We start from the raw sequence: 20,228 nt of genomic DNA on the forward strand, positions 1-20,228 counted from the left end.
ACGGCGTACGGGACAGCCACACCCCTTCCCGCAACGCGCCGACGAACAGGGAGCCGACCATGAGCCGAGCACGTTCACGCAGAGTCCGCGCCGCGCTGGCCGCACTGGCCGTCACGGCCGCGACCGGTGCGGCGGTGACGCTGCCGGAGGCGGCGGCGCAGCCGCGGGCCTCGGCCGCGGCCGGCAGCGCCGACGGCTACGCCGCGCAGAACGGCGGGACCACCGGCGGCGCGGGCGGGAAGACGGTGCGGGCCACGACCGGCACCGCGATCCACGCGGCCCTCTGCGACCGCGCCGCCGACGACACCCCGGTCACCATCGAGGTGGAGGGCACGATCAACCACGCCAACACCGCGAAGGTGTCGGGCGAGAGCTGCAACACCGCCGCGGGCGTCATCGAGCTCAAGCAGATCAGCAACGTCACGCTCGTCGGCGTCGGCAGCGGTGCCGTCTTCGATCAACTGGGCATCCACATAAGGGAATCCAGCAACATCGTCATCCGGAACGTGACCGTCAGGAATGTCAAGAAGTCCGGTTCCCCCACGTCCAACGGCGGCGACGCCATCGGCATGGAGAGCGGTGTCCGCAACGTCTGGGTGGACCACACGACCCTGGAGGCGTCGGGCGGCGAGTCGGAGGGCTACGACGGCCTCTTCGACATGAAGAACAACACGCGGTACGTGACCCTGTCGTACAGCGTCCTGCGCGACTCCGGGCGCGGCGGCCTCGTCGGGTCCAGCGAGAGCGACGTCTCCAACGGCTTCCTCACGTACCACCACAACAAGTACGAGAACATCGACTCCCGCACGCCGCTGCTCCGCGGCGGCACGGCCCACATCTACAACAACCACTACGTGAGGCTGAACGAGTCCGGCATCAACTCGCGCGCAGGGGCCAAGGCCAAGGTGGACAACAACTACTTCGAGGACTCCAAGGACGTCCTGGGCACCTTCTACACCGACGCGGCCGGTCACTGGCAGGTCAGCGGCAACGTCTTCGACCGGGTGACCTGGTCCCCCGCCGACGACGAGTACCGCCCGGCGGGCCCGAACCCGGCGTCCAACACGACGGTGGGCATCCCCTACGCGTACACCCTCGACAGCGCCGGCTGCGTGCCGGACATCGTGGGCAGGACGGCGGGCGCGGGCACCGGCCTGAAGGTGTCGGACGGGCTCTGCTGAGGGCCGCACGCACTCCGGCGGGCCCGGTCACGCGTCCGGCTGCCCGGGCCCGCCGGTTCCACCGGCCGCACGTTCGCGGACCGTCCCGAAAGGCTGTTGACTCTTGGGAGGTGCGGGGCGGAGGGTACGGCTGAACGGTTTGTCATGTTCTTGTCCACACCCTTCAGGCAAGAGGTGACCCTTGTTCCTCCGTCGTCCGCACAGACCGCGTTCACACAGACCGCGCACGTCCCCCGCCCGCCGCGCCGCTCTCCTCGCGGCGCTCCTGGGCCTGTCCGCCTCCGTCCTCGCCGCCGGCCCCGCCCGGGCGAACCCCGAGCCCGACGGCCGCCCGCCCCTCGTCCGGCCGATCGACCCGCAGCGCTGGCAGAACCCCGACGACATGACCTGGGCCGACTACCGGTCCGTCCCCGGCACCGACTGGGCGGACCCCGGCCTCAAGCCCACGCGGCGCACCTTCAAGGGCGCCCTGGTGCTCCTCGACTACCCCGACGAGGAGTTCACCGTCAGCGGACCGGCCGGTTCCAGCCTCTTCGGCAACCCGCGGCCGAGCGCGTCCGGCATCCCGCGCGACCGGCTCCCGGCCTTCTACCGCGACTTCCTGAACAAGCCCGGCAAGCTCAACCGCGGCCACACCATCAACGAGTACTGGATGGAGGACTCCGGCGGCCGCATCGGCGTCGACCTGACCGCCTTCGGCGTCTACCGCATGCCGCACAAGTCCTTCCAGTACGGCATCGAACCCCGGATGAACCCGGGGGCGTGCCCGAGCGGGACCAGCTGTGGCAAGGACATCCGCGCCGACGGCAAGGCCGCCTGGGAAGCGGACGTGGGCAGCGGCGAGACCGGTGAGTACGACTTCGTCTTCTTCCTCACCGCCGGGCAGGACGAGTCCTCGGTGTGGCAGGAGTTCGGGCAGATGAAGTTCGCCTCGCCGGAGGCCGTGCCCCCGGCGTGGGGCCCGCCCGCGCCCATCGCCGCAGGGGGCAACGCGGCGGAGACCCGCTACGTGCCGTGGACGTCGTGGGCGGCGGCCGCCCGCATCTGGCCCAACGCGGCGGCCGGCTCCTCGACCCAGGCCGAGAGCTCCGGCATGGGCGTGTACGCGCACGAGCTGAGCCACATCCTGGGCATCGCCGACAACTACAACAACCCCTACGGCAAGCCGCTGCGCCGCTCCTACACCGGCATCTGGAGCATGCTCTCGCGCGGCTCCTTCAACGGCCCCGGCGGACCGCACACCCGCTGGCACATCCCGGCGACCGACGGCGGCTCCATGGGGGCCCAGCACATCCTGCGCGACAAGCTCAAGCTCGGCATCGTCGACGAGCGGAACGTGCTGCGCCTCGACCGCGACGCGCTCAAGGACTCCGGCACGGTCGTGGCCCGGGTGACGGCGCGCTCGGCGCCGCCCGGCTCCCGGGGGCTCAGCGGCGTCAACATCGCCATGGACCGCGACCGGTCCCCCGGCTGCGACACGGACACCGACCCCCTGTGCGACGGCGGCGGCTACGAGAACTACACCGTCGAGGTCGTCGACCGCATGGGCATGGACTCCTTCACGCCCGACCACGGCGTGCTGCTCGCCAAGACGAAGAACAAGGACCGGGAGCCGTTCGCGTGGGTGGTCGACGCCCACCCCGAGGACATCGGCATGGTGGACTTCGAGCGGCCCGACGGCACCCTCCAGAACATCACCATGGGCGACTACCGGCAGCTCAGCGACGCACTGCTGCACGCGGGCGCCGACTCCGGCAGCATGTACGAGTACGTCGACGAGGCCAACCGGCTGCACTTCTACGTCCTCGACCTGGAGCGGCGCGGGAACGGCGTCCTGTCGTACACCCTCGCGGTCAGGTCGCTCGACGGCGCGGGACCGCAGCGCCGGGGCGTCGCGCTCGGCCGGGGACACGCCAAGGGCCGCGCCGAGCGCCGCGCCGTGTGCTCCTTCGACCTGGCCAACACCGGGCGCGGGGCGCCGTCGGACTCCGGGCACCCCGAGGACGTCGACCGCTATCTGCGCTCGGACGTCTACCGCCTCTCCGCCGAGGCGTCCGGCGACGGCTGGTCCGCCTGGCTGCCCAACCGGCTCGCCACCGCGCGGTCCGGCGACACCGTCGAGGTCGACGTCGCGGTGAACGCGGGGCGCGACGCCGACCGGCACGGCAGAGTCACGCTGACCGCCCGCTCGGAGAGCGACCCGGGCGAGTCCGCGCGGGCCGTCTGCAAGCTGACGAAGAGCGGCCGGAGGTAGACGGCGGCCGGCGGGCCGGTGACGGCGGAGCGGCAGCGGCCTCGGGCCCCCTGGGGCCGCTGTCGCCCCACGGGACGTGAGGGCCGCGCCTGATGTGGCTCGACTACGCCCTCGCGGGAGCCCGGTGGGACGGGTGCAATGGTCTTGCCCGCGCGGAGGAACCGGCCTCCGCACGCCAGGGAGGAGACGCACATGACGGTGGACGCACGCGGCGGCACGGCTCCCACGCCCGAGGATGTCGGCGCGATGTACGACCAGTACGGCGACCTGCTGGCGATGACGCTCGGTTCGAGTGCCGTGCACATCGGCCTGTTCGTGCCGCACGGGACGCGCGCGCCCGTGCCTGACCTGGTCGGCCTGGCCGACCTCGCGCAGGACCGGCAGACGGAGTTCCTGATCGACACGCTCGCCCCGGCGGCGGGCACCCGGGTGCTCGACATCGGCTGCGGGACCGGCGGCCCCGCGCTGCGGCTCGCGGAGCGCACCGGGTGCCACGTCACGGGTATCACGGTGAGCCGGAGCCAGCTCGCGCGCTGCCAGGAGCGGCGCGCGGGCCATCCCGCCGGTGAGCGGGCCGTCTTCGCGTACGGCAATGCCATGGCCATCGAACACCCCGACGCGTCGTTCGGCGCCGCGTGGTCGATCGACTGCTTCCCGCACCTGTCCGACCGCGCCCAGGGCCTGCGGGAGGCGTGGCGCGTCCTGGAGCCCGGCGGGCACTTCCTGCTGACCGAGTTCACGGTGCGCGGCAGGCCCACGGACGAGGAGGTGGCCGCGTACACGAGGCTGTGGACGTCTCCGCCGCTCAGGCCGCTCGCCGCGCTGTTCGCCGAGGTCGAGGAGGCGGGCTTCCAGGTGCGGCAGGCACAGGACATGACCGCCAACGCGGTGGTGTGCGGCGAGCTGATGTCCGTCCTCTACCAGGACCGGCGCGAGGAGATGGAGCAGCGGTACGGCAAGGAGACCGTCGCCCGCGTCGACCCGCTGATGGGCCCCTACCGCTCCTTCACCCGCGACCACGTGGAGTACCACCTGCTGGTGTTGCGCAAGCCCGTGGGCTGACGGGCCGACGGGGCCGGCGTCCGTGGCGGCGTACCGGCCCCGTCGGGACGCGTCACTCCTGACACGCGCGGTGCTGCCGGCACGCGCGGGGTGCGGCGGTCGCCGGTGGTGAGGGGCAGTCGCCGGTGGTGAGGGGCGGTGCCCCGGACAGTGGACGCAACGGAATTCGCCGAAACGCTTCTCCTGGTTCACACGCGGCTGGTGGGCTGGCCGCGCTCGATCCAACGATCACAGGAGGCGCGCGTGAATCTGGTCGTCAACGGCGACGCGGAGAGCGGGGCGGGCGGCACCGCCGAACCCGTCACGGAGGTCAGCGGCTGGCGGGTCGCCCAGGGAGCCCCGGCACTCATCGCCTACAGCCTCGGCGGTGGCTACCCGACCGCGTCGGACCCCGGCCCCGCCCGGCGCGGCAGCCGCTTCTTCTCCGGCGGCAACAGCGCCCGGACCGCCCTGGTCCAGGACATCCCCCTGCCCGGGACCGGCCGGACGGGGCGCCGGGCCGTCGACGCGGGGCGGGTGCGCTACACCCTGTCCGCCTGGCTCGGTGGCTACGCCGGGCAGGAGGACGGCGCCCGGCTCTCCGTGGAGTTCCGCGACGCCAGGGGCACACCGGTCGCGCTCAGCGTGCTCGGCCCCGTCGGCGCCGGGGACCGGGAGGGCCGCACGGGCCTGGTGGAACGCACCGCCGAGGCCGCGGTGCCGCCCACCGCCCGCTCGGCGCGGCTCCTGCTCGTCTTCACCCGCAGCGGCGGCGGCACCTCCAACGACGGCTACGCGGACGCCCTCTCCCTCACCCTCAGCGCCGACGGAGGCCACCGATGAGCGTCAACCGCCGTGATCTGCTGAAGGCCGCCGCGGCCGCCGGCGCCCTGAACCTGGCCTGGCCGCTGGCCGCGGGACTCACCCCGGCGCAGGCCCGTGAGGCCGCCGAGCGCCTGGGCGCGGAGTACGACCGGGCGCCGTTCACGCTCGGTGTGGCCTCCGGCGATCCACAGCCGCACTCGGTGCTCCTGTGGACCAGACTCGCGCCCGAACCCCTCGCCGCCGAGCAGAGACTCCCCGAGGTCGTGGAGGTCGACTGGGTGGTCGCGAGGGACTCCCGGCTGCGGCACGTCGTCGCCCGCGGCACCGCGCCGGCGTCCGCGACGCTCGGCCACAGCGTGCACGTGCCGGTGAGCGGTCTCGCGCCCGGCCGCCACTACTGGTACGCGTTCAAGGCGCTCGGCAGGACCAGCCGCGTCGGCCGTACGAAGACCGCGCCGCGCGGCCGGGTCTCCAAGGTCACCTTCGCCGCCGCCAACTGCCAGGCGTTCCACGACGGTTTCTACGCCGCGCACCGCGGGATCGCGCGCGAGGACGTGGACTTCGTCGTCCACCTCGGCGACTACATCTACGAGCACGGCCAGGTCGGCGGCGTGCCGGAGAGGCACGTACGCGACCACGACGGCCCGGAGATCCTCACCCTCGCCGACTACCGCAAGCGGCACGCCCTGTACAAGGGCGACAAGTCGCTCCGCGAGGCGCACGCCGCCCACCCGTGGTTCCTCACCTGGGACGACCACGAGGTCGTCAACGACTACAGCGGCACCGGGGGCGGCGCCCCGTTCATGCGCCGCCGCGCGGCGGCCTACCAGGCGTGGTTCGAGCACATGCCGCACCGCGACTCGTTCGGCGGCATGGCCCTGCCCGACCCCGAGATCCACCGCGTGCGCCGCTGGGGCGACCTGCTCGAACTGAGCGTCCTCGACCTGCGCTCGTACCGCTCCGCGCAGAACCTGCCGGACGGCACGATCCTCGGCGCCGAGCAGAAGGCGTGGCTCAAGCGCACCGTCGACCGCGCCCCGGACTCCTGGCACGTGTGGGCCAACTCGATCATGCTGAGCCAGCTGCGGGGCAGGCCGGGCGGCTCGTACATGTTCACCGACCAGTGGGACGGCTTCCTCGCCGAGCGCAAGGAGGTCCTCGGGCATGTGCACAGGAGCGGCCTGGAGGACCTGGTCGTCATCACCGGCGACTGGCACTCGGCGTTCGTCGACGACGTCCGCACCGACTTCGACCAGCCCGACTCACCGCTGGTGGGGACCGAGATCACCGCCCACTCGGTGACGTCCGGTGCCTACTCGCCCGAGTGGAACGCCGCCAACGGCCCTCTCATGGGCGAGGCCAACCCGCACCTGAAGTACTTCGAGGGCAACCGGTACGGCTACGACGTGTACGAGGTGACGCCCCGGCGCTTCACCGCCCACATGCGCGTGGTCGGCGACCGCCGCGACCCGCACTCCCCCGTGACGACGCTGACGACGTTCCACGTGGACCGCGGCGAGGCCGGCTCGTACGAGGACGAAAGGACGAAGGGGTCGCCCGCGCAGTACCGCAGGGACCACTGACACACATCGCGGCGGTCCCGCTCCCCTCCAGCGGGCCCGCCCCTCTCCTCCGCCCCCGCCCCGTCGGCGGCGCGTTCCCGCTCCGACCCGGAAGCGCCCGGACAACAGAAAAAGGGCCGTTCGAAAACGGCCCTTCACCTGCGACGTTCGATCGCTCGAACTAGTCGGGACGACAGGATTTGAACCTGCGACCCCTTGACCCCCAGCAACGCGCTGGATTCCGTCACGAGTTCTTGGCGGATGTGACGCGCTGTCGGGCGCGCTGAGTAGATGGGGCGACTGTTCAGAGACGTCAAAAGCAGCACGGCGCCATCGGGCGCACTACGCAGCCATTCGACGCTGGACACGGATTGTCGCCGCCGTTGGCAGCCGCGTTTTCCTCCATCACTCATGCAGGGGACCTGCCCCGGACATGCTTGCCTGATGCCACGTCCGCAAGGATCGCACTACGGCACCCGGCAGCATCTGCCGCGTACCAAGCTGACCGCAACAGCACACAGCGACACCTCGGCATCCGCCGCCGCAACCGCCTCAGAGGCATCCTCCGCGAATACCACCGCTCAGCAGACCGACCTGCACGGACGGGGTTTTCGGCATGCACAAGCGTCGAGTTCGCGCAGCGGGGCAGCCCAGTGTCCGACAACCGGGACGAGATGCTGGCCGGGTCCAGCCGCCCCCTGGCGTCACGTCATGCACCGAAGTTCACTGTTGGCGGGCACACAGCGCGGCGGCAGAGTCGTGAGCAGGAGTTCGTCGGCGGTGGTACGGCTGCGGGAGCTGGACGCCGTGTAGCGGAGGCTCACCAGGCGCTTGCTGATACGCCAGGTTCGCAGGCCCAGAGCACGGCGGTCCTCGGCGCAGGGGGTCATGCGATGTGCCTTGTACAGGAGGAAGTCGTTGGTCAGTTCCGGCTGGTGGTCGTAGGAGAGGATCCAGCGGAACGGACAGGCAGTGCGCAGGTAGTGGGCGAGGCGGTAGTGGGCTGCGCCTTCGGTCCAGGCGCGGCCGGTGATGCCTCTGGGGCCGGGTGCATATCCGCCGGCGGGGTCAAAGGAGACGGTGTACAGGCGGGGGGAGTTGGTGAGGTACGGGGGGTCGAGATAGGCCATGACGCGGTTGGGCAGGAGCCCGGGGTACCACTCGGTGACGTCGCTCATGGTGGCGGACCAGTCCTTGCACCAGACATCGGCGATGTGCCCCCGGTCGTAGAGGTGGCCGACGAAACGCAGCCGCGCTTCCAGGCCGTTCTTGTTGAAGCGGGAGTCGATCCGGTAGCGACCGGCCTGCTTGCGTCCTCCGACGGGGCCTGCCCGGCCCTGAAGGATGCCGGAGAACGTGGTCCGGTTCAGGAACAGGCATTTGACCGCAGCTTCCTTGCGGCCGAGGCGGGCAGTTGGCCGGTGCCGCCAGTAGTCCCAGCGGTCCAGGGTGACGGGTTCCTCGTGCATTCGGTCGATGAGCCAGTCGGTGTCGGCGGCGGCCGTCTGCCAGAACGCGGCGACCAAGGGATCGGCGTCGGCGAGCAGCACGCGGGCCACGCTGCCCGCGCCGACCAGGCGCAGAGCCATGGAGGCGCCGCCGACGAATGGCTCCACGAAGAGATCGGGTCGTCCGAGCAGGGTGCCGGCACCGTCGACGAGGGTCTTGATGTGGCGCCCGAGACCGGACTTGGCACCGGGGTAGCGCAGCGGGGACTGGTAGCGGGCCAGGGCAAGCGGATGTGCAGGCGGTGCCGTGATCTCGCGCAATCGTCGTGGGGTGCGCGGGAATTCAGGCACGAGGGCGGCCGCCGCAGGGCTGGCACCGGAGGGCGGCACGAACGGTGGGCCGGGCAGTGAGAACGTCATGAGGTCTGAGGGTCGGCCTTGACGCGCTCACCGGTAGCCGCCGCGGGGAGGCCCAGCTTGCGGCGTGCGACCAAGCGCAGCACGTCTGTGCCGACCCCGATGGGGTACGCCGCCGTGCCGTGCGCAAGCGCGACCGGGATGAGGCCGTCCTGGAACATGGAGGAGCCGGTGCGGTCGATCACGTCGAGGACCGCGGGTAGCGTGGGGTAGGCGGCCGGCTCAGGCTGTCCGCCGTGGTCGTCGTACGGGGCTCCGCGGGGTGGGGGAACGGTGAGGACGAGTACGCGGCCGTCCAGGCTGCGGTAGATGAACTTGCGGCCCCAGTACGTTTCGGCGCCGTACGCGCGCGGGTTGTCGGCCTGGGTCACCACCGAGATGACCTTGTCGTCGACGGTCAGGAGGTCGCCCGGACTCAGCACGTCGTGGCGGGCCAGGGCGCGAGCGTAGTCGGCCATGGCACCGCTCTTTTCGATACCGCACAGGTACGGGCCGCCGTGCGACACGGTATCGGTCATCGCCTGGAAGTACTCCAGGGCGCGGGCTCGCAGCTTCGCGGAGGGCCCGTACATGGCGAGCGGGCCGTCGAGGATGAACAGTGTGCTGGGCAGGAGATCGTCGCGGGCCTGGTCCCACAGCAGGGTCGACAGGCCGATCAGGACGAGAAGTTCGACGGTCTGCATCAAGCGCCCAAGGGCTGCCTGGTTGCTTCCTTCCTCGAGTACCTCGTCGTGCAGGCGCAGCACGTCGGTCGGGTAGAGGCGCGTGCGGCAACCGGGACAGGTGCCGCCACGGCGCCCCACGGCGAGGCGCTGCGTGGTGCAGCCCGGACGCGGGCAGTTGACCGGAACGGAAGTGGCGGGATGGGCCGGGGTGCCATGGAGCCGGAAGAGGAGGTCGAGCAAGCTCTGGTCGAGCCGGTTGACCTCGACCTTCTTGGCATCGAAGAGACGGTCCACGGCTTCGCGCCAGGACTGCTGGATCGAGATGCCCTCCCGGGTATAAGCCCCTGCGGTGGGAAGATCGAGAGAGACCAGGGCGGTGTTGACCGCGGCGTGCAGCACGACCGGGTCGACGTAGCGCTCGCGGCGTTGTGCGTCCAGGGCGTCGAGGTCCAGGTAGGCGGCTGCGGCCTGGACGTATCCGTAACGGACCGAGGGCAGGCCGTCGCGTACCGGGAGGGCCATCTGCGAGCCGTCGATGGCGATGACGGACGACAGGCGGGGTGCCTGCGCCGGGTGGTCCGTCTGTCGGCGCGGGACGACGCGTGGGGCGAGCCATTCGATGTCGCGGATGTGTTCGGCGGGCACGTGGAAAACCGCCCGGTCCGCGGCCGCACGCACGGCGGCCTGCGCATGCGAGGTGCGCGATGCGCGCTCTGGTCTGCCGCTGATCTGCCGATAGGGCATGCTCACCCTTCCGTACGGGACTGCGCGGGCAACGGCGCGAGCGGAGGCATTCCGGCGGCGCGACGGGCCTCATCGACCAGCTCCGGACCGTAGCGGTCGATCTGGACCGGGACAATGTAGGGCGACGACATCGTTTTGAGGCGGACGTAGCCGCGGTCCTCACTCGTGACGATCGCGTCGGCGAACGCGTCGAAGTCGTAGTACTGGGACAGGGCCTTCACCTCGGGCCGGTTGTTGAGATGGGCGACCACCCAGTTCTTGGTGTTCGCCAGGACCTGGTGCGCCACGCCCGTAACCTCCTGCGTGGCGTACACCATGCCGAGGTTGAGCTTGGACGCCTGCTTGGCGAGCCGCACCCAGACGTCCAGGTCGTCCTTGTAGCGCTGGGCGGTGAACAGGTTGTGCGCCTCTTCGAGGACGACCTGGATGTGCGGGGCCTCACGGCCGTCGGTGAACACTTCGGTCTGCCGCTCGAGGAGATACTCCGCGCAGTCCTCGGAAAGTCGCCGAGTAACGTTCTCCGGTCCCAGGTGCAGGTCGACGATGACAATTTTGCCGGTGAGCAGCGCCTCGTACACATGCTTGCGGTAGTCATCGCCAGAGCCCGGCTGGTGAAAACCTTTGAGCCGCTGCAGCTTGGTGTATCCGGAGACGGTGCGCTTGCCGTGCGTCTGGGTGTAGATCGGTACGGCGGCTTTCCAGGCGTTGCTCTTGGCGAAGGCCGCAAGACCGTCGATCGCGGTGGAGTCCGCGTCGATCTGTTCGAGCAGCCAGTCGACGACCGTTTCCAGGGCCTCGGCCGGGACACCCACCCAGCCGTGCGTGCGGCGGTCGAGGTGCACCGTGCTGTGGGCCGCTTCGAGGGCGTCGGCAAGCTTCTTGGCCATCTTCACCCCGGCGCGCCATGGCTGGTGCGGGTAGCGTGCGCTGTGCCGCGGCACCGGGAAGCCGGCCTTCTTCAACGCTGCATACAGGATCAGCCGTCCACGGGCAGCGTCGTCGTTACGCTGGTGATACTCCCCCTCCGTCTCGTCGTCCCGCCGCAGGGGTTCGGCGTACTCAGCCGCTGTGAATGCGCGGATGTAGTCGGCGGTGCTGTCCGCGAGCGCTTCGGCTATCACCCCCTGGACGGCGTCAAGTTGGCGGTCGTCGTAGAAGTTGAATCCCAGCGGGCGTACATGCGGCTCGCGCCGGTCCGCACCGAATTTGTAGATCAGTACGTGCTCCTGGCCGATGGCCGCGATCTCGGTGCCGTCCTGGATATTGGGGTTGGCGTACTCGCCCTGCGGGTCCAGGATCAGCTGCCCGACCGGCCGTCGCCCCTGACGGCGCTGTTGCTCGGAGGCGGCGAAGGTGCGGGCCACGAGCGTCTTCATCGTGTTGGACTTACCCATCCGCGTCATGCCGAACATCCCGGTCTTGTGACCGATGAAGTCGTAGACGTTCACCTGCACCGGCGCGGGCGACTGCTTGGCCGCCTGTTCGCGGCGGCGGGTGGAGGCATAGCGCACCGCTCCGATGCGCACCTTCTGAACCGGGTGTCCCGGATCGGGCTTGAGGTAGGAGGCGATCTGCGAGAGCCCCTCACCGAGTGGTTTGTAAACCTGGTAGGTCGCTGTGGCATAGAAGTTGTCGACGTCGTGCCCCCAGGCCAGCTGAGGGCGGCCAGTGGCAGAATCCTCATAAAAGGTGCCAAGGATACGGCAGTTCAGCCCGGTGAAGGAGATCCGGTTGCGGGTAAACGGGTCCAGGGACACATCCAGGACGGTGCCGGGCGAGGGGTCCTCCACCGCGGACAGCGCGTCGCGCAGCGACTCCTCGCGCACCGCGAACAGGTCCGCCTCCATCGACAGGGCCGCCGTCCCCTCGACGCGCAGCAGCAGCACCTCGTCGTCGTCCCCGCCCGGCCCTTGCGTATTGCGGGCGGTCGCCAGCAGGAAACAGAACCGCGGGATCCCACCGGCTTCGAACTTCCATCGGTCGTGGGTGAGGACCACCGCCCGCTCATAGTCGAGGCGATGGATCGCGCCGATGCGGTGTGCGCGTGCACGCGAGAGAAGCAGCTCCTCCAGGAGTCGGCCCGAGCCGACGCCCGGTACCAGATCGCCCACGACGCCCCCTCCCCGTGCGATCCGCGCCCTTTCAGAGCGTCACCGCACTTCATGGGTACCACAGAGCGACCACACTGCGACAGAGTGTGTCTGGCGGGGTTGCTGCGCGCCTCGGTGGCGTCTCGCACTGCAGGCCGCGTACGTGCGGGGGTGGAGCGAGGCCCGGGAGGCTGGCTGAACTGGTCAGGCCCTACACCGACATTGGCATTGTTGCCGATTACGGTCGGCAATGCGGCGAAGACTCGTGGGAACCAGAGAAGTTCTCCACCAAGGAGGCATCATGTCCCCCGCTACATCTCTCCACGCGGTGCCGGCCGCACCGGCCTGCCCCAGCTGGTGCTCGGGCGATTCCGCGGCGGAGGCCACGGGCAGCCATCTCGGTGTCCCTGTCGGCCTGGACGCTCCCCAGTCGGCCGACCCGGCGGGCGACGCGCCGCTGGTGACCGTGCGGCTCGGGCTCGGCCACGCGGAAGAGGCACGCGGTCAGTCGCCTCGCCTGTGGCTGTCCGCCGCGGACTGCACCGCCGAGTTGGACAGCGACGCTCTCGGTGCGCTCATCGAGAGCGTGGAGCAGTTCGCCCTGCAGCTGCGCGGCCTTCAGCACCGCTTCGACAACGTCATCCGCGGCGGGATTCCCGAAGCGGTCGATCACTACCCGTCGCCGAACCATCCGCTCGAGCTCGTCCCTCCGTGCCCGCCGTGGTGCCAGTTCCGGGACTGGGACGAGCACAACCTGACCGGGCTGCTGCGCGACTACTTCCACGGCTCGACCGAGCATGTCATGGTCCTCGCACTGCAGTCGTTGACCTGGAACAAACGCGAGAGGGCACGCGAACCCGAGACGCTGGAACTGTGCATGGAACACATGCCGTACACGCCGCTCCCGCAGCTCGATTTGACCGTCGGCAACCCGGAACGCCGACACCATGTGGCGCTCACCTTCACCGAGGCCGACGAACTGCGCACCCACCTGAACGAACTCCTGGCGCTGGGACGGGAGTACGCGTCGTCGTACACCCCGCCCACCTGCCAGGAACTGGTTGAGTACTGCGGCGCCAGGATCGTCGAGCACCCCTACGACGCTCCCGGTTTCTTCGGACACAGCGTCGGCAGCACCCGGCAGGACGGACCTGTCTGGGTGACCCTTCCCCAGCACCTCACCCCGCTGGAAAGGGAGGAGCGCATCATGCATCTCCTGGCGGACGTGCACGAGGCTCAGGAGGAGTTCGTGGCCGAGGACAGGGGCGAGTTCGTCAAGGCCGGCCGGCCTCCCGGCGCCCCGGGACCACTGACCGTCGCGGATGCCGCCTGAGCCCACAGGGTTGAAAAGAATCGGCGCACAAGGCCTCTTGCCCGAAGTGGAACGCCGCCTGTGCTCCGAGGAGATCGAAGCCTGCCGGCCGAGAACAACCGTCCCGGCCGGCGGTGCCCCAGCCGAAAACTCATCCGTCCTGGTGAAGGCCGGGGTGCGGAGTGTGAAGCATGACGGCTGCGGCCAATAGCACCGGGGCTCTCGCCCGGCTGACGAGCGCCGGGGCCTGATGATCCACCATGCTGCTGCGACTGGCCTACTTGGGTGTGGCGAACGCGTTCGCGAGGCTGCGACTGCTGCCGATGAACGCTCGTGACAAGACCGTCGAGATCCTCGCCCTGCGCCACCAGATCACGGCCTGGTGCGCCAACTCGGCATGAAGAAGGTGCGGTTCCGCCCAAGTGATCGGGCGTTCCTGGCGGCGCTGCCACACCGGTTTCCGCAAGATGTGCTGCGCAGACTGCGGCTGCTGGTCCGGCCGGACACGGGCCTGCGCTGGCACGGGAGAACCCCCACTGGGGCTACCGGCGCCTCCACGGCGAACCTGGCTGGTCCTCGAAGTGAAGGTGGCCGCCTCCACCGTCTGGGAAATCCTGCGGGAGGCCTGGATCGGCCCTGGGCCCGAACAAAGCAGAAGCACCTGGGCGGACTTCCTGCGCTCGCAGGCCGAGGCCCTGCTGGCCTGTGACTTCCTGAAGACGATCGCCTTGTCCGGGGCGCGGCTGTACGTCTTCGCCGTCATCGAGCACCACCCTCGGCACCCGCGTCAAGTCGCTCCGATTCCTACTTCGCGACCGCGACAGCAAGTACACCGACGCCTTCGACGCCATCTACGAGGCTGAAGGCATCGACGCGCAGCTCAGTGCACCCCAGGCGCCCCGCATGAACGCCCACTGCGAGCACGTCATCGGCACAATCCGACGAGAGGCGCTCGACCACGTTCTGGTCATGAACGAGGCCCACGCCCGACGCGCCCTGGCCGAATTCCACAAGCACTACAACTCCCACCGGCCGCACAGGTCGCGAGGCCAACGGCCACCCGAAGCCCCACAAGCTTCGCCCGTCGTGCCCGTGGGCACGCCGCGCAAGCTCCTGCGCACACGCATCCTCGGCGGAGCCATCAAATAATATCAGTACGCGTCTTGAACCGCGGCGAGGACTTTTCGAGCCCCCCATGGGTGCGAGCTCAGCTGCCTGCCCTCCCCCCCCCCCCCGCCAGCTCGTACGCCCAGATCACGGCAGACATACCGCGATCGTAGGCGTCCGCGCCCCTGCTGTCTGCTCATCGGAACTCCACGACCTGCTCCTCACCCGATGTCTCGACGCTCCTGGCGTCGCTGGTCGAGCTCGCCAGATCGACCCTCGTGCAGCTACCGAGGCAACTGGGTCTCGCGCGCCCGCCGGTTCAACGGCATCAGCTCGCCGGTGTCCAGCCTGACCTGGAAGACGTACCCACGCGCCTTGTCGGCAAAGGCGGCGGCCGGCTTGCTGAGTCCCGACGTCGTAATGAGCACGAGCCTCCGCTCTTCGGCCGCCGCGATCCCGTTCAGCCTCTGCAGCGTTGACGTCGACAGGGTGGTGCCGCCGTCCCTCCAGTCAACCCGGAATTGATCGGACCGGAACACCGACTCCCCATCGCCCACATAGATGTCGCCGAATCCGCGCTCAGCCAGCTGCGCGGCAGCAGCCTCCACCAGCATGAATGGTGAGAGTCCGGACCGAGGCCGCGGTCTGTCCTCAGCATCCAGATCGCAATCATCCGTTTCGCGCATCCAGTACTCCGCGGCGTCAAGGCTGTGGAGCTCATACGCAACGAAGTCTGCTACCTGGGTGAGAGCGACGGTGTCCTGCGGTACGCCAGGTTCAGGAGTGACCTCCTTTCCTGCAAGCCATGCGCCCAGATCGACGCGTCGCCAGACGCCCTCCTGGTCGTACCGGACGTCAACGAACCACCCCAAGGCGGACTTCAAGGAGACGCGCACATCCATGTCGTCCGTCCGCGCTTCGAGGAACTGGCCTTCCCAGGACTCGGCAACGTCCACATCGAGATCTGCCAGCCCGTTCCTTCTCACTCGGTACGGATTGCCGGCCGCCACGTGTTCGACCGTCACGCGGCGAGCGGTAAGCAGGTCGGCAAGCTCGGTGAGTTCCGAGGCCTCGGCTTCGTTCCAGCACCACGGGGATGGGAGCGGTTCTCTCCGATCAGTAGCAGCGGCGCAGGCGTGAAGAGCGTCCACGAGCGTCTCGTCCGTGGTTCCGTGGACGGGCCATACGCGAGTGTTTCCACGCAGTACGTCCGTGCCGTCGATGACCGCCCACGTGTGAAGGTGGCCCGCGCGTATGACAGCAAGGACCACTCCTCGATCCGACATGTCGTCGAGCGTGATCTTTAGGACGTTCTTCCCGTCCACGACCTCGGCCCTGGAACCCCACTCCGCGTGGCGTTCCAGAAGGAGGTCGCGCAGGCCTTGGAACTTCAAGTACCACGACATCGCGTTGAGCATGTCGCTCGTCGGAAAGCCCACCACGCCGCTCCTGCCCCTCTACTGGACATTAGTCAGTCGTACTTGTGTACGCCAATTGCACATGCTGCCCTAGGAGATGACCTCAATGGTCACCCACTACCTCCCTCGGACACGGAAATCCCTCACTGTGGACGGAAGTCGCAGTCCACAGCGCAGAGCAGGCCCAGGCGCCGATCAAAAGGCAACGCGTCTGGAAGCCGGTGCCACGGCTGCGGTGGATGCCAGCCAGACAGCTCACCCCTCAGCAGGCTTCGCCGACCACTCGTCGGCGAAGTGCTCCGTCTGCTTGATGACAAGCTCGACGGCCGCCGGGGCCTCGTCCGGCGGGTACTTGTTGATCGCGAGTAGTCGGCGGGTCTCCGAGCGCAGACCCGCGCGGACGGAATTGCTGGTGCTGCGGCACGAGAACGCGGCGCTGCGCAGGCAGCTCACGCAGTCGGCGCGCCTCGAGCTGGCGGATCGACCGTGGTTCGCAGGGCTGTGCTCGCTGATTCCGCGACGCCGGTGGGCGCAGGTATCCTCGGTGGCGCCCGCCATGCTGCTGGCGTGGCACCGCAGGCTGATCGCCCGGAAATGGGACTACAGCAAGCGCCGGAGCAGCCCCGGTCGTCCCTGCCTCACCACTGGCGGGTAGATGTCGTCAGTCTGCGGCCAGCGTATTTCCGAACGCGCCCACAACGCCCCATGCTGCGGGGACACATGGGTGTCGATCCCCAGGACGTGGAGGGTTCCGAGGATGCCTTGGGTGCCGTCGACGTGGAGGACCCGCTGGGTATGTCCGCCGGGAGCGGGATGAATGATTACGGCGCGCTGCTCACCACGGGCGGTGTAGCCAGCACAGTACGTAACGAGTTGGTGGACGTCGGCTGCGCTGACACCGTGACGGTCATAGCGTTTGTACTTCGCGTCCAACGGCAGCAGCGTGCGTGCCACAGAGGCCGGACCGGGGAATTCGAGAAGGACGTCCGGCCGGAATGTGGAGGCGTTGCCGAGGTCGCCATGGACGGTGACGGGCGTGCTGCCAGCCGTGACGGGGTTACCCCCGAACGGGGCGGCTGCCTCGATGGCCAGGCGACGCACGACGGCCTCCCACAGCGCGGGCATGGCCAGCAGCAGGCCGTCCGCGGTGCTGCCGTGGTCGGTGAGAAGGTCCGTGAAACCGCCGCCTCGCAACAGCAGGCGGGCCCAGGTGTGGGCAGGGCGGTAGCGGGAGTTGAGGCGCGTGTACTGGATGCGGTCCAGGGCGTGCAGGGCGGCGCCACGGGTCGGCGCCGGGGGAAATGCCTCTGCCAGGACGTGCAGGCGACGTGCCAGTTCGGAGTTCGCTAGGTACCGCTGGGCCACTTCCAGGGCGGCACTCAGGACGCGGTTGTCCCAGATCTCTGCCTCCCGGTCGAAGGTTCGGGTGTGCAGGTGGTCGAGTTGCCCGTAGCGGCGGGAGACCTGGGCTGTGATGTCAAGGCGTCCCCGAAGTACAGTGTCGAGGTGCTGGCGTCGTACGTAGTCGCGTCGCAACCCTTCTCGTACCAGTTGCTCGCACTGTTCCAGCAGCGCCGCGGCCACGAGGTCGGCGTATCCCTCGGACCCGGTGGTCCAGCGTCGTGCTGTGGTCTCCAGGGGTGTTGGCACGTCGAGTGCGTAGGCGAGCCAGTTCATGAGTTGCTCGCCAGGAATGGCGAACTTCGGCTCGATGACCAGGCGGACGCGGTCGAGTGTCAGGACGCCGACGGTCGCGTCGGCGGTCAGACGCCAGCCTGCCGCGACCTGGTCGAGTCTCAGGCGCTTGCGTGCCTGGAGGGCGCCCAGCCGCTCGACGTCCCGGCGGGTCAGCTGTATGTGCTCCAACAAAACACTTTCATACTCCGTGAGCCGGATCTCGGGGCGGTCAGGCATCAGGACCGGGACCGCCATTGGTGAACTCTCCGACCAGCGCGGAGGCAAGGTCCTGCGGCGACATCAGCGCGATGCGACCGGTGTCGGCATCGACGAGGTCGCCGAGAAGACGGTGAAGCAGGTCGGCCTGACCGAGGCAGTAGTCCTCGAGAAGCGGGACCACGTCATGGTGGAACGCGGCGGCGAGATCGTCCTCCGAGGCGATCGGCTCACCGTCACGGAGAAGATAGGCGTGGCCGATCTGATGGTCGGCGTCGAGATGGCGGGCGATACGCGTGTTGAGAGACTCGAGGAATTCAGCCAGGTCCAGCGGCCCAACTGCGCCGGACACGGCATCCGAGTCGGGGCCGACCGGGAGGAAGGCGAAGCGGCGGCGCACAGCGGCGTCCAGATGGCTGATGCTGCGGTCCGCCGTGTTCATGGTCCCGATGATCCGTACGTTCGGCGGCACCGCGAAGGCACGCCTACTGACGGACAGTGCAACGGGCAGGCCTCGCTTGTCGAGCTCGAGCAAGGTGACCAACTCGCCGAAGACGCGCGGCAGATCACCCCGGTTAATCTCGTCGATGATCAGAAGGAACGTCTCGTCCGGGCGCGCGGAGGCCTGAGCGCACAACGTGTGGAACACGCCGTCGGTGAGCGCCAGGGTCAGACCGGGGCCCGTGGCGCTCAGGTCCGGCTTGAAGCCTTCCACGAAGTCCTCGTACCCGTAGGAAGGATGGAACGTCACCATCTGGATGCGGCCGCCCTGCAGCATCTCGGCCTGGAGCGTAGCCCGCTCGGCCGGTGGTGCATCGAGCGCGTCGGCCCGGCCGGCGAGGGCGAGCGCCGCGCCGAGCGCCAGTCTGGTCTTGCCTGTGCCCGGCGGACCGTGCAGGATCACCTGCCCCTTACGCTCCAGAGCACCCAGCACACCTTGGACATCCTCGGGCAAAGCGATGGGCGCAGGAGCGTGCGGCTGGGCCGGCGCCGGGGCCGACTGTGCGGGGCCACCGGTGATCCGGGCGAAGAGCACCGGATCGACCTTGGCGAAGGTGGACCGCCAGCCGTGCTGGGGCTTCGGGAGCAGCCGGGCCTGGGATGCATCCCAAGTCACCGGGACGACGTGCCGATACTCGGCGTTGTCCGCCTCGAAGCGGTAACTCCCCCGGACGGTCCCGGTGGCCAGGATCTCGTCCGTTCCGCGGTTCGCGACAATCCGGTCGCCTTCTTCAAGGTCACGGAAGGCCAACAGCCGTCGGGCGAGCGTCAGGCTGCCGCCGCTGCTGCGCGGCCAGTGTGCATCGAGTGCCTGCTTCAGCTCAGTGTCGCTCTGGTACTGGCCAAGGTCGCCAAGCTCGTCCCAGGCGACACGAATGACCCCGGCATCACGACACTCGGTCCACAACCGCGCCCGCTCCCCAGGTGCAATCTTCCAGATCATGCGCTGTTGCGGACGCGGATCGAAATGCTCGTACAGGAAGTACATGACCTCAAGCCCCCTCCACCCCGCGAACTCGACTCGAGAACGTACGAGTCCGAGCAGTGTGAGATTGGTGCGCCAAGCCGGAGCGTCGCTCTGCACTGAGCCGCCCAACAACGTGACGAACCGGCGCAGGTGCATATCGGAGTAAATAGGCAGAAAGTGCTCGGGGAAGTAGGTAGCAAGGGACTTGGTCACCAACGCAGGCCCGAACCTGAGCACCTCCAGGTCGTCCACGGCCCCGAAGTCCCCGGCGGCCACGGCCTCGTAGGCCCGCACGAACTGTCCGCGCAGCACCTCCCACGCCTCCTGCGGTTCCAAGCTGCGCAGCGGAGCAGCCATGCGCCACTCGCCGGAGTTGTGGCGGTACATAATGTGCTTCGCGGCGCTCCCGCCTCTGATGCTGCCGAGAGCCGGTGTGCCGAACTCCATGAGCCGGCAGTACGTCGGTCCGCCGCCGGGCGGCCCTGCCTGCCCCAGCGCGTAGTGCGACAACGACATCATCGGCCACGCCTCCAGCGGGAACCGTGTTAATAGCTGCTTGCGCTCGACATCAGCAGCCGCCACGGCATCCGTCAGATCACTCCGGTCGTATGCCGCCGCGATCCCCGGCAAGTCCATCTCGTCCGTCATGCAGGGCATGATGCCGGATCTTCAATGCGCGAGGGGCTTCCTCCTCCACTCCAAGTCGACATGCGCACGCAGAGCCCCTTCCTGCTGTCGCTGACCTCCAGTCGCCAGCAGGGCGAGCCTCCGTTCGCGCGAGACGGACCGTTCAGGTAGCTCCG

14 protein-coding genes and 1 pseudogene are annotated in these 20,228 nt (G+C 69.1%); 8 read left to right on the forward strand and 7 right to left on the reverse strand.

Translation table 11 applies throughout. The features are described from left to right. Positions 1-59: 59 nt before the first annotated feature. From AB0I16_RS14035 to AB0I16_RS14055, 5 genes and pseudogenes are all read left to right on the forward strand, one after another. Positions 60-1,178: pseudogene (locus tag AB0I16_RS14035) on the forward strand (polysaccharide lyase family 1 protein); the annotation flags it as partial. Positions 1,179-1,362: 184 nt separating this feature from the next. Continuing rightward, the gene (locus tag AB0I16_RS14040; RefSeq protein WP_363249613.1) at positions 1,363-3,435 is read left to right on the forward strand and encodes a M6 family metalloprotease domain-containing protein; all 2,073 of its coding nucleotides are present in this window, start codon (positions 1,363-1,365) and stop codon (positions 3,433-3,435) included. A gap of 192 nt (positions 3,436-3,627) precedes the next feature. After that, positions 3,628-4,497 carry a methyltransferase domain-containing protein gene (locus AB0I16_RS14045; protein WP_363249614.1) on the forward strand — a complete coding sequence of 290 codons (870 nt, stop codon included), beginning with the start codon at positions 3,628-3,630 and terminating at the stop codon, positions 4,495-4,497. Between the two features lie 243 nt (positions 4,498-4,740). After that, positions 4,741-5,319 carry a phosphoesterase gene (locus AB0I16_RS14050; RefSeq protein ID WP_363249615.1) on the forward strand — a complete coding sequence of 193 codons (579 nt, stop codon included), beginning with the start codon at positions 4,741-4,743 and terminating at the stop codon, positions 5,317-5,319. Next, on the forward strand, positions 5,316-6,884 hold the full coding sequence (locus tag AB0I16_RS14055; protein ID WP_363249616.1) for an alkaline phosphatase D family protein: 1,569 nt from the start codon (positions 5,316-5,318) through the stop codon (positions 6,882-6,884). The genes AB0I16_RS14050 and AB0I16_RS14055 overlap by 4 nt, the downstream gene beginning before the upstream one ends. A 683-nt stretch (positions 6,885-7,567) precedes the next feature. On the opposite strand, the gene AB0I16_RS14060 is transcribed toward AB0I16_RS14055, so the two are convergent. Genes AB0I16_RS14060 through AB0I16_RS14070 form a run of 3 tightly spaced genes read right to left on the reverse strand, consistent with a single transcriptional unit; the run spans position 7,568 to position 12,248 of the window. Then, positions 7,568-8,731: a DNA adenine methylase gene (locus AB0I16_RS14060; protein WP_363249617.1), complete on the reverse strand. Its 1,164-nt coding sequence runs from the start codon at positions 8,729-8,731 to the stop codon at positions 7,568-7,570. Continuing rightward, positions 8,728-10,137 carry a hypothetical protein gene (locus tag AB0I16_RS14065; protein ID WP_363249618.1) on the reverse strand — a complete coding sequence of 470 codons (1,410 nt, stop codon included), beginning with the start codon at positions 10,135-10,137 and terminating at the stop codon, positions 8,728-8,730. The genes AB0I16_RS14060 and AB0I16_RS14065 overlap by 4 nt, the downstream gene beginning before the upstream one ends. 2 nt (positions 10,138-10,139) lie before the next feature. Next, the gene (locus AB0I16_RS14070) at positions 10,140-12,248 is read right to left on the reverse strand and encodes a DUF87 domain-containing protein (RefSeq protein WP_363249619.1); all 2,109 of its coding nucleotides are present in this window, start codon (positions 12,246-12,248) and stop codon (positions 10,140-10,142) included. 280 nt (positions 12,249-12,528) lie between these two features. On the opposite strand from AB0I16_RS14070, the gene AB0I16_RS14075 reads away from it, so the two are divergent. The 3 genes from AB0I16_RS14075 (at position 12,529) to AB0I16_RS14085 (ending at position 14,688) form a co-directional block, all read left to right on the forward strand. Further along, a complete protein-coding gene (locus AB0I16_RS14075; protein ID WP_363249620.1) occupies positions 12,529-13,560 on the forward strand; it encodes a hypothetical protein in 1,032 nt (343 codons plus the stop codon). 239 nt (positions 13,561-13,799) lie between these two features. Next, complete coding sequence (locus AB0I16_RS14080; RefSeq protein WP_363249621.1) at positions 13,800-13,940, forward strand: hypothetical protein; 141 nt, start codon at positions 13,800-13,802, stop codon at positions 13,938-13,940. Between the two features lie 502 nt (positions 13,941-14,442). Further along, on the forward strand, positions 14,443-14,688 hold the full coding sequence (locus tag AB0I16_RS14085) for an integrase core domain-containing protein (protein WP_363249622.1): 246 nt from the start codon (positions 14,443-14,445) through the stop codon (positions 14,686-14,688). Positions 14,689-14,930: 242 nt separating this feature from the next. On the opposite strand, the gene AB0I16_RS14090 is transcribed toward AB0I16_RS14085, so the two are convergent. The 4 genes from AB0I16_RS14090 to AB0I16_RS14105 form a co-directional block, all read right to left on the reverse strand. Then, positions 14,931-16,064 carry a hypothetical protein gene (locus AB0I16_RS14090; protein WP_363249623.1) on the reverse strand — a complete coding sequence of 378 codons (1,134 nt, stop codon included), beginning with the start codon at positions 16,062-16,064 and terminating at the stop codon, positions 14,931-14,933. Positions 16,065-16,319: 255 nt separating this feature from the next. Beyond that, positions 16,320-16,517, reverse strand: a complete 198-nt coding sequence (locus AB0I16_RS14095) for a type I restriction enzyme endonuclease domain-containing protein (RefSeq protein WP_363249624.1) — start codon at positions 16,515-16,517, stop codon at positions 16,320-16,322. A gap of 147 nt (positions 16,518-16,664) precedes the next feature. After that, positions 16,665-17,996: a PE-PGRS family protein gene (locus AB0I16_RS14100; RefSeq protein WP_363249625.1), complete on the reverse strand. Its 1,332-nt coding sequence runs from the start codon at positions 17,994-17,996 to the stop codon at positions 16,665-16,667. Then, on the reverse strand, positions 17,971-20,073 hold the full coding sequence (locus tag AB0I16_RS14105) for an AAA family ATPase (RefSeq protein WP_363249626.1): 2,103 nt from the start codon (positions 20,071-20,073) through the stop codon (positions 17,971-17,973). The genes AB0I16_RS14100 and AB0I16_RS14105 overlap by 26 nt, the downstream gene beginning before the upstream one ends. Positions 20,074-20,228 lie beyond the last annotated feature (155 nt).

It is taken from the genome of Streptomyces sp. NPDC050703, assembly GCF_040654435.1.
In the GTDB taxonomy this organism is placed as follows: Bacteria; Actinomycetota; Actinomycetes; order Streptomycetales; family Streptomycetaceae; genus Streptomyces.

Excerpts from the sequence above, each read along its gene's own strand:
- AB0I16_RS14045 (WP_363249614.1), top strand. The coding sequence starts at position 3,628 with ATGACGGTGGACGCACGCGGCGGCACGGCTCCCACGCCCGAGGATGTC.
- AB0I16_RS14055 (WP_363249616.1), top strand. The coding sequence starts at position 5,316 with ATGAGCGTCAACCGCCGTGATCTGCTGAAGGCCGCCGCGGCCGCCGGC.
- AB0I16_RS14060 (WP_363249617.1), bottom strand. The coding sequence starts at position 8,731 with ATGACGTTCTCACTGCCCGGCCCACCGTTCGTGCCGCCCTCCGGTGCC.
- AB0I16_RS14065 (WP_363249618.1), bottom strand. The coding sequence starts at position 10,137 with ATGCCCTATCGGCAGATCAGCGGCAGACCAGAGCGCGCATCGCGCACC.
- AB0I16_RS14075 (WP_363249620.1), top strand. The coding sequence starts at position 12,529 with ATGTCCCCCGCTACATCTCTCCACGCGGTGCCGGCCGCACCGGCCTGC.
- AB0I16_RS14080 (WP_363249621.1), top strand. The coding sequence starts at position 13,800 with ATGCTGCTGCGACTGGCCTACTTGGGTGTGGCGAACGCGTTCGCGAGG.
- AB0I16_RS14085 (WP_363249622.1), top strand. The coding sequence starts at position 14,443 with ATGAACGCCCACTGCGAGCACGTCATCGGCACAATCCGACGAGAGGCG.
- AB0I16_RS14090 (WP_363249623.1), bottom strand. The coding sequence starts at position 16,064 with ATGCTCAACGCGATGTCGTGGTACTTGAAGTTCCAAGGCCTGCGCGAC.
- AB0I16_RS14100 (WP_363249625.1), bottom strand. The coding sequence starts at position 17,996 with ATGGCGGTCCCGGTCCTGATGCCTGACCGCCCCGAGATCCGGCTCACG.
- AB0I16_RS14105 (WP_363249626.1), bottom strand. The coding sequence starts at position 20,073 with ATGACGGACGAGATGGACTTGCCGGGGATCGCGGCGGCATACGACCGG.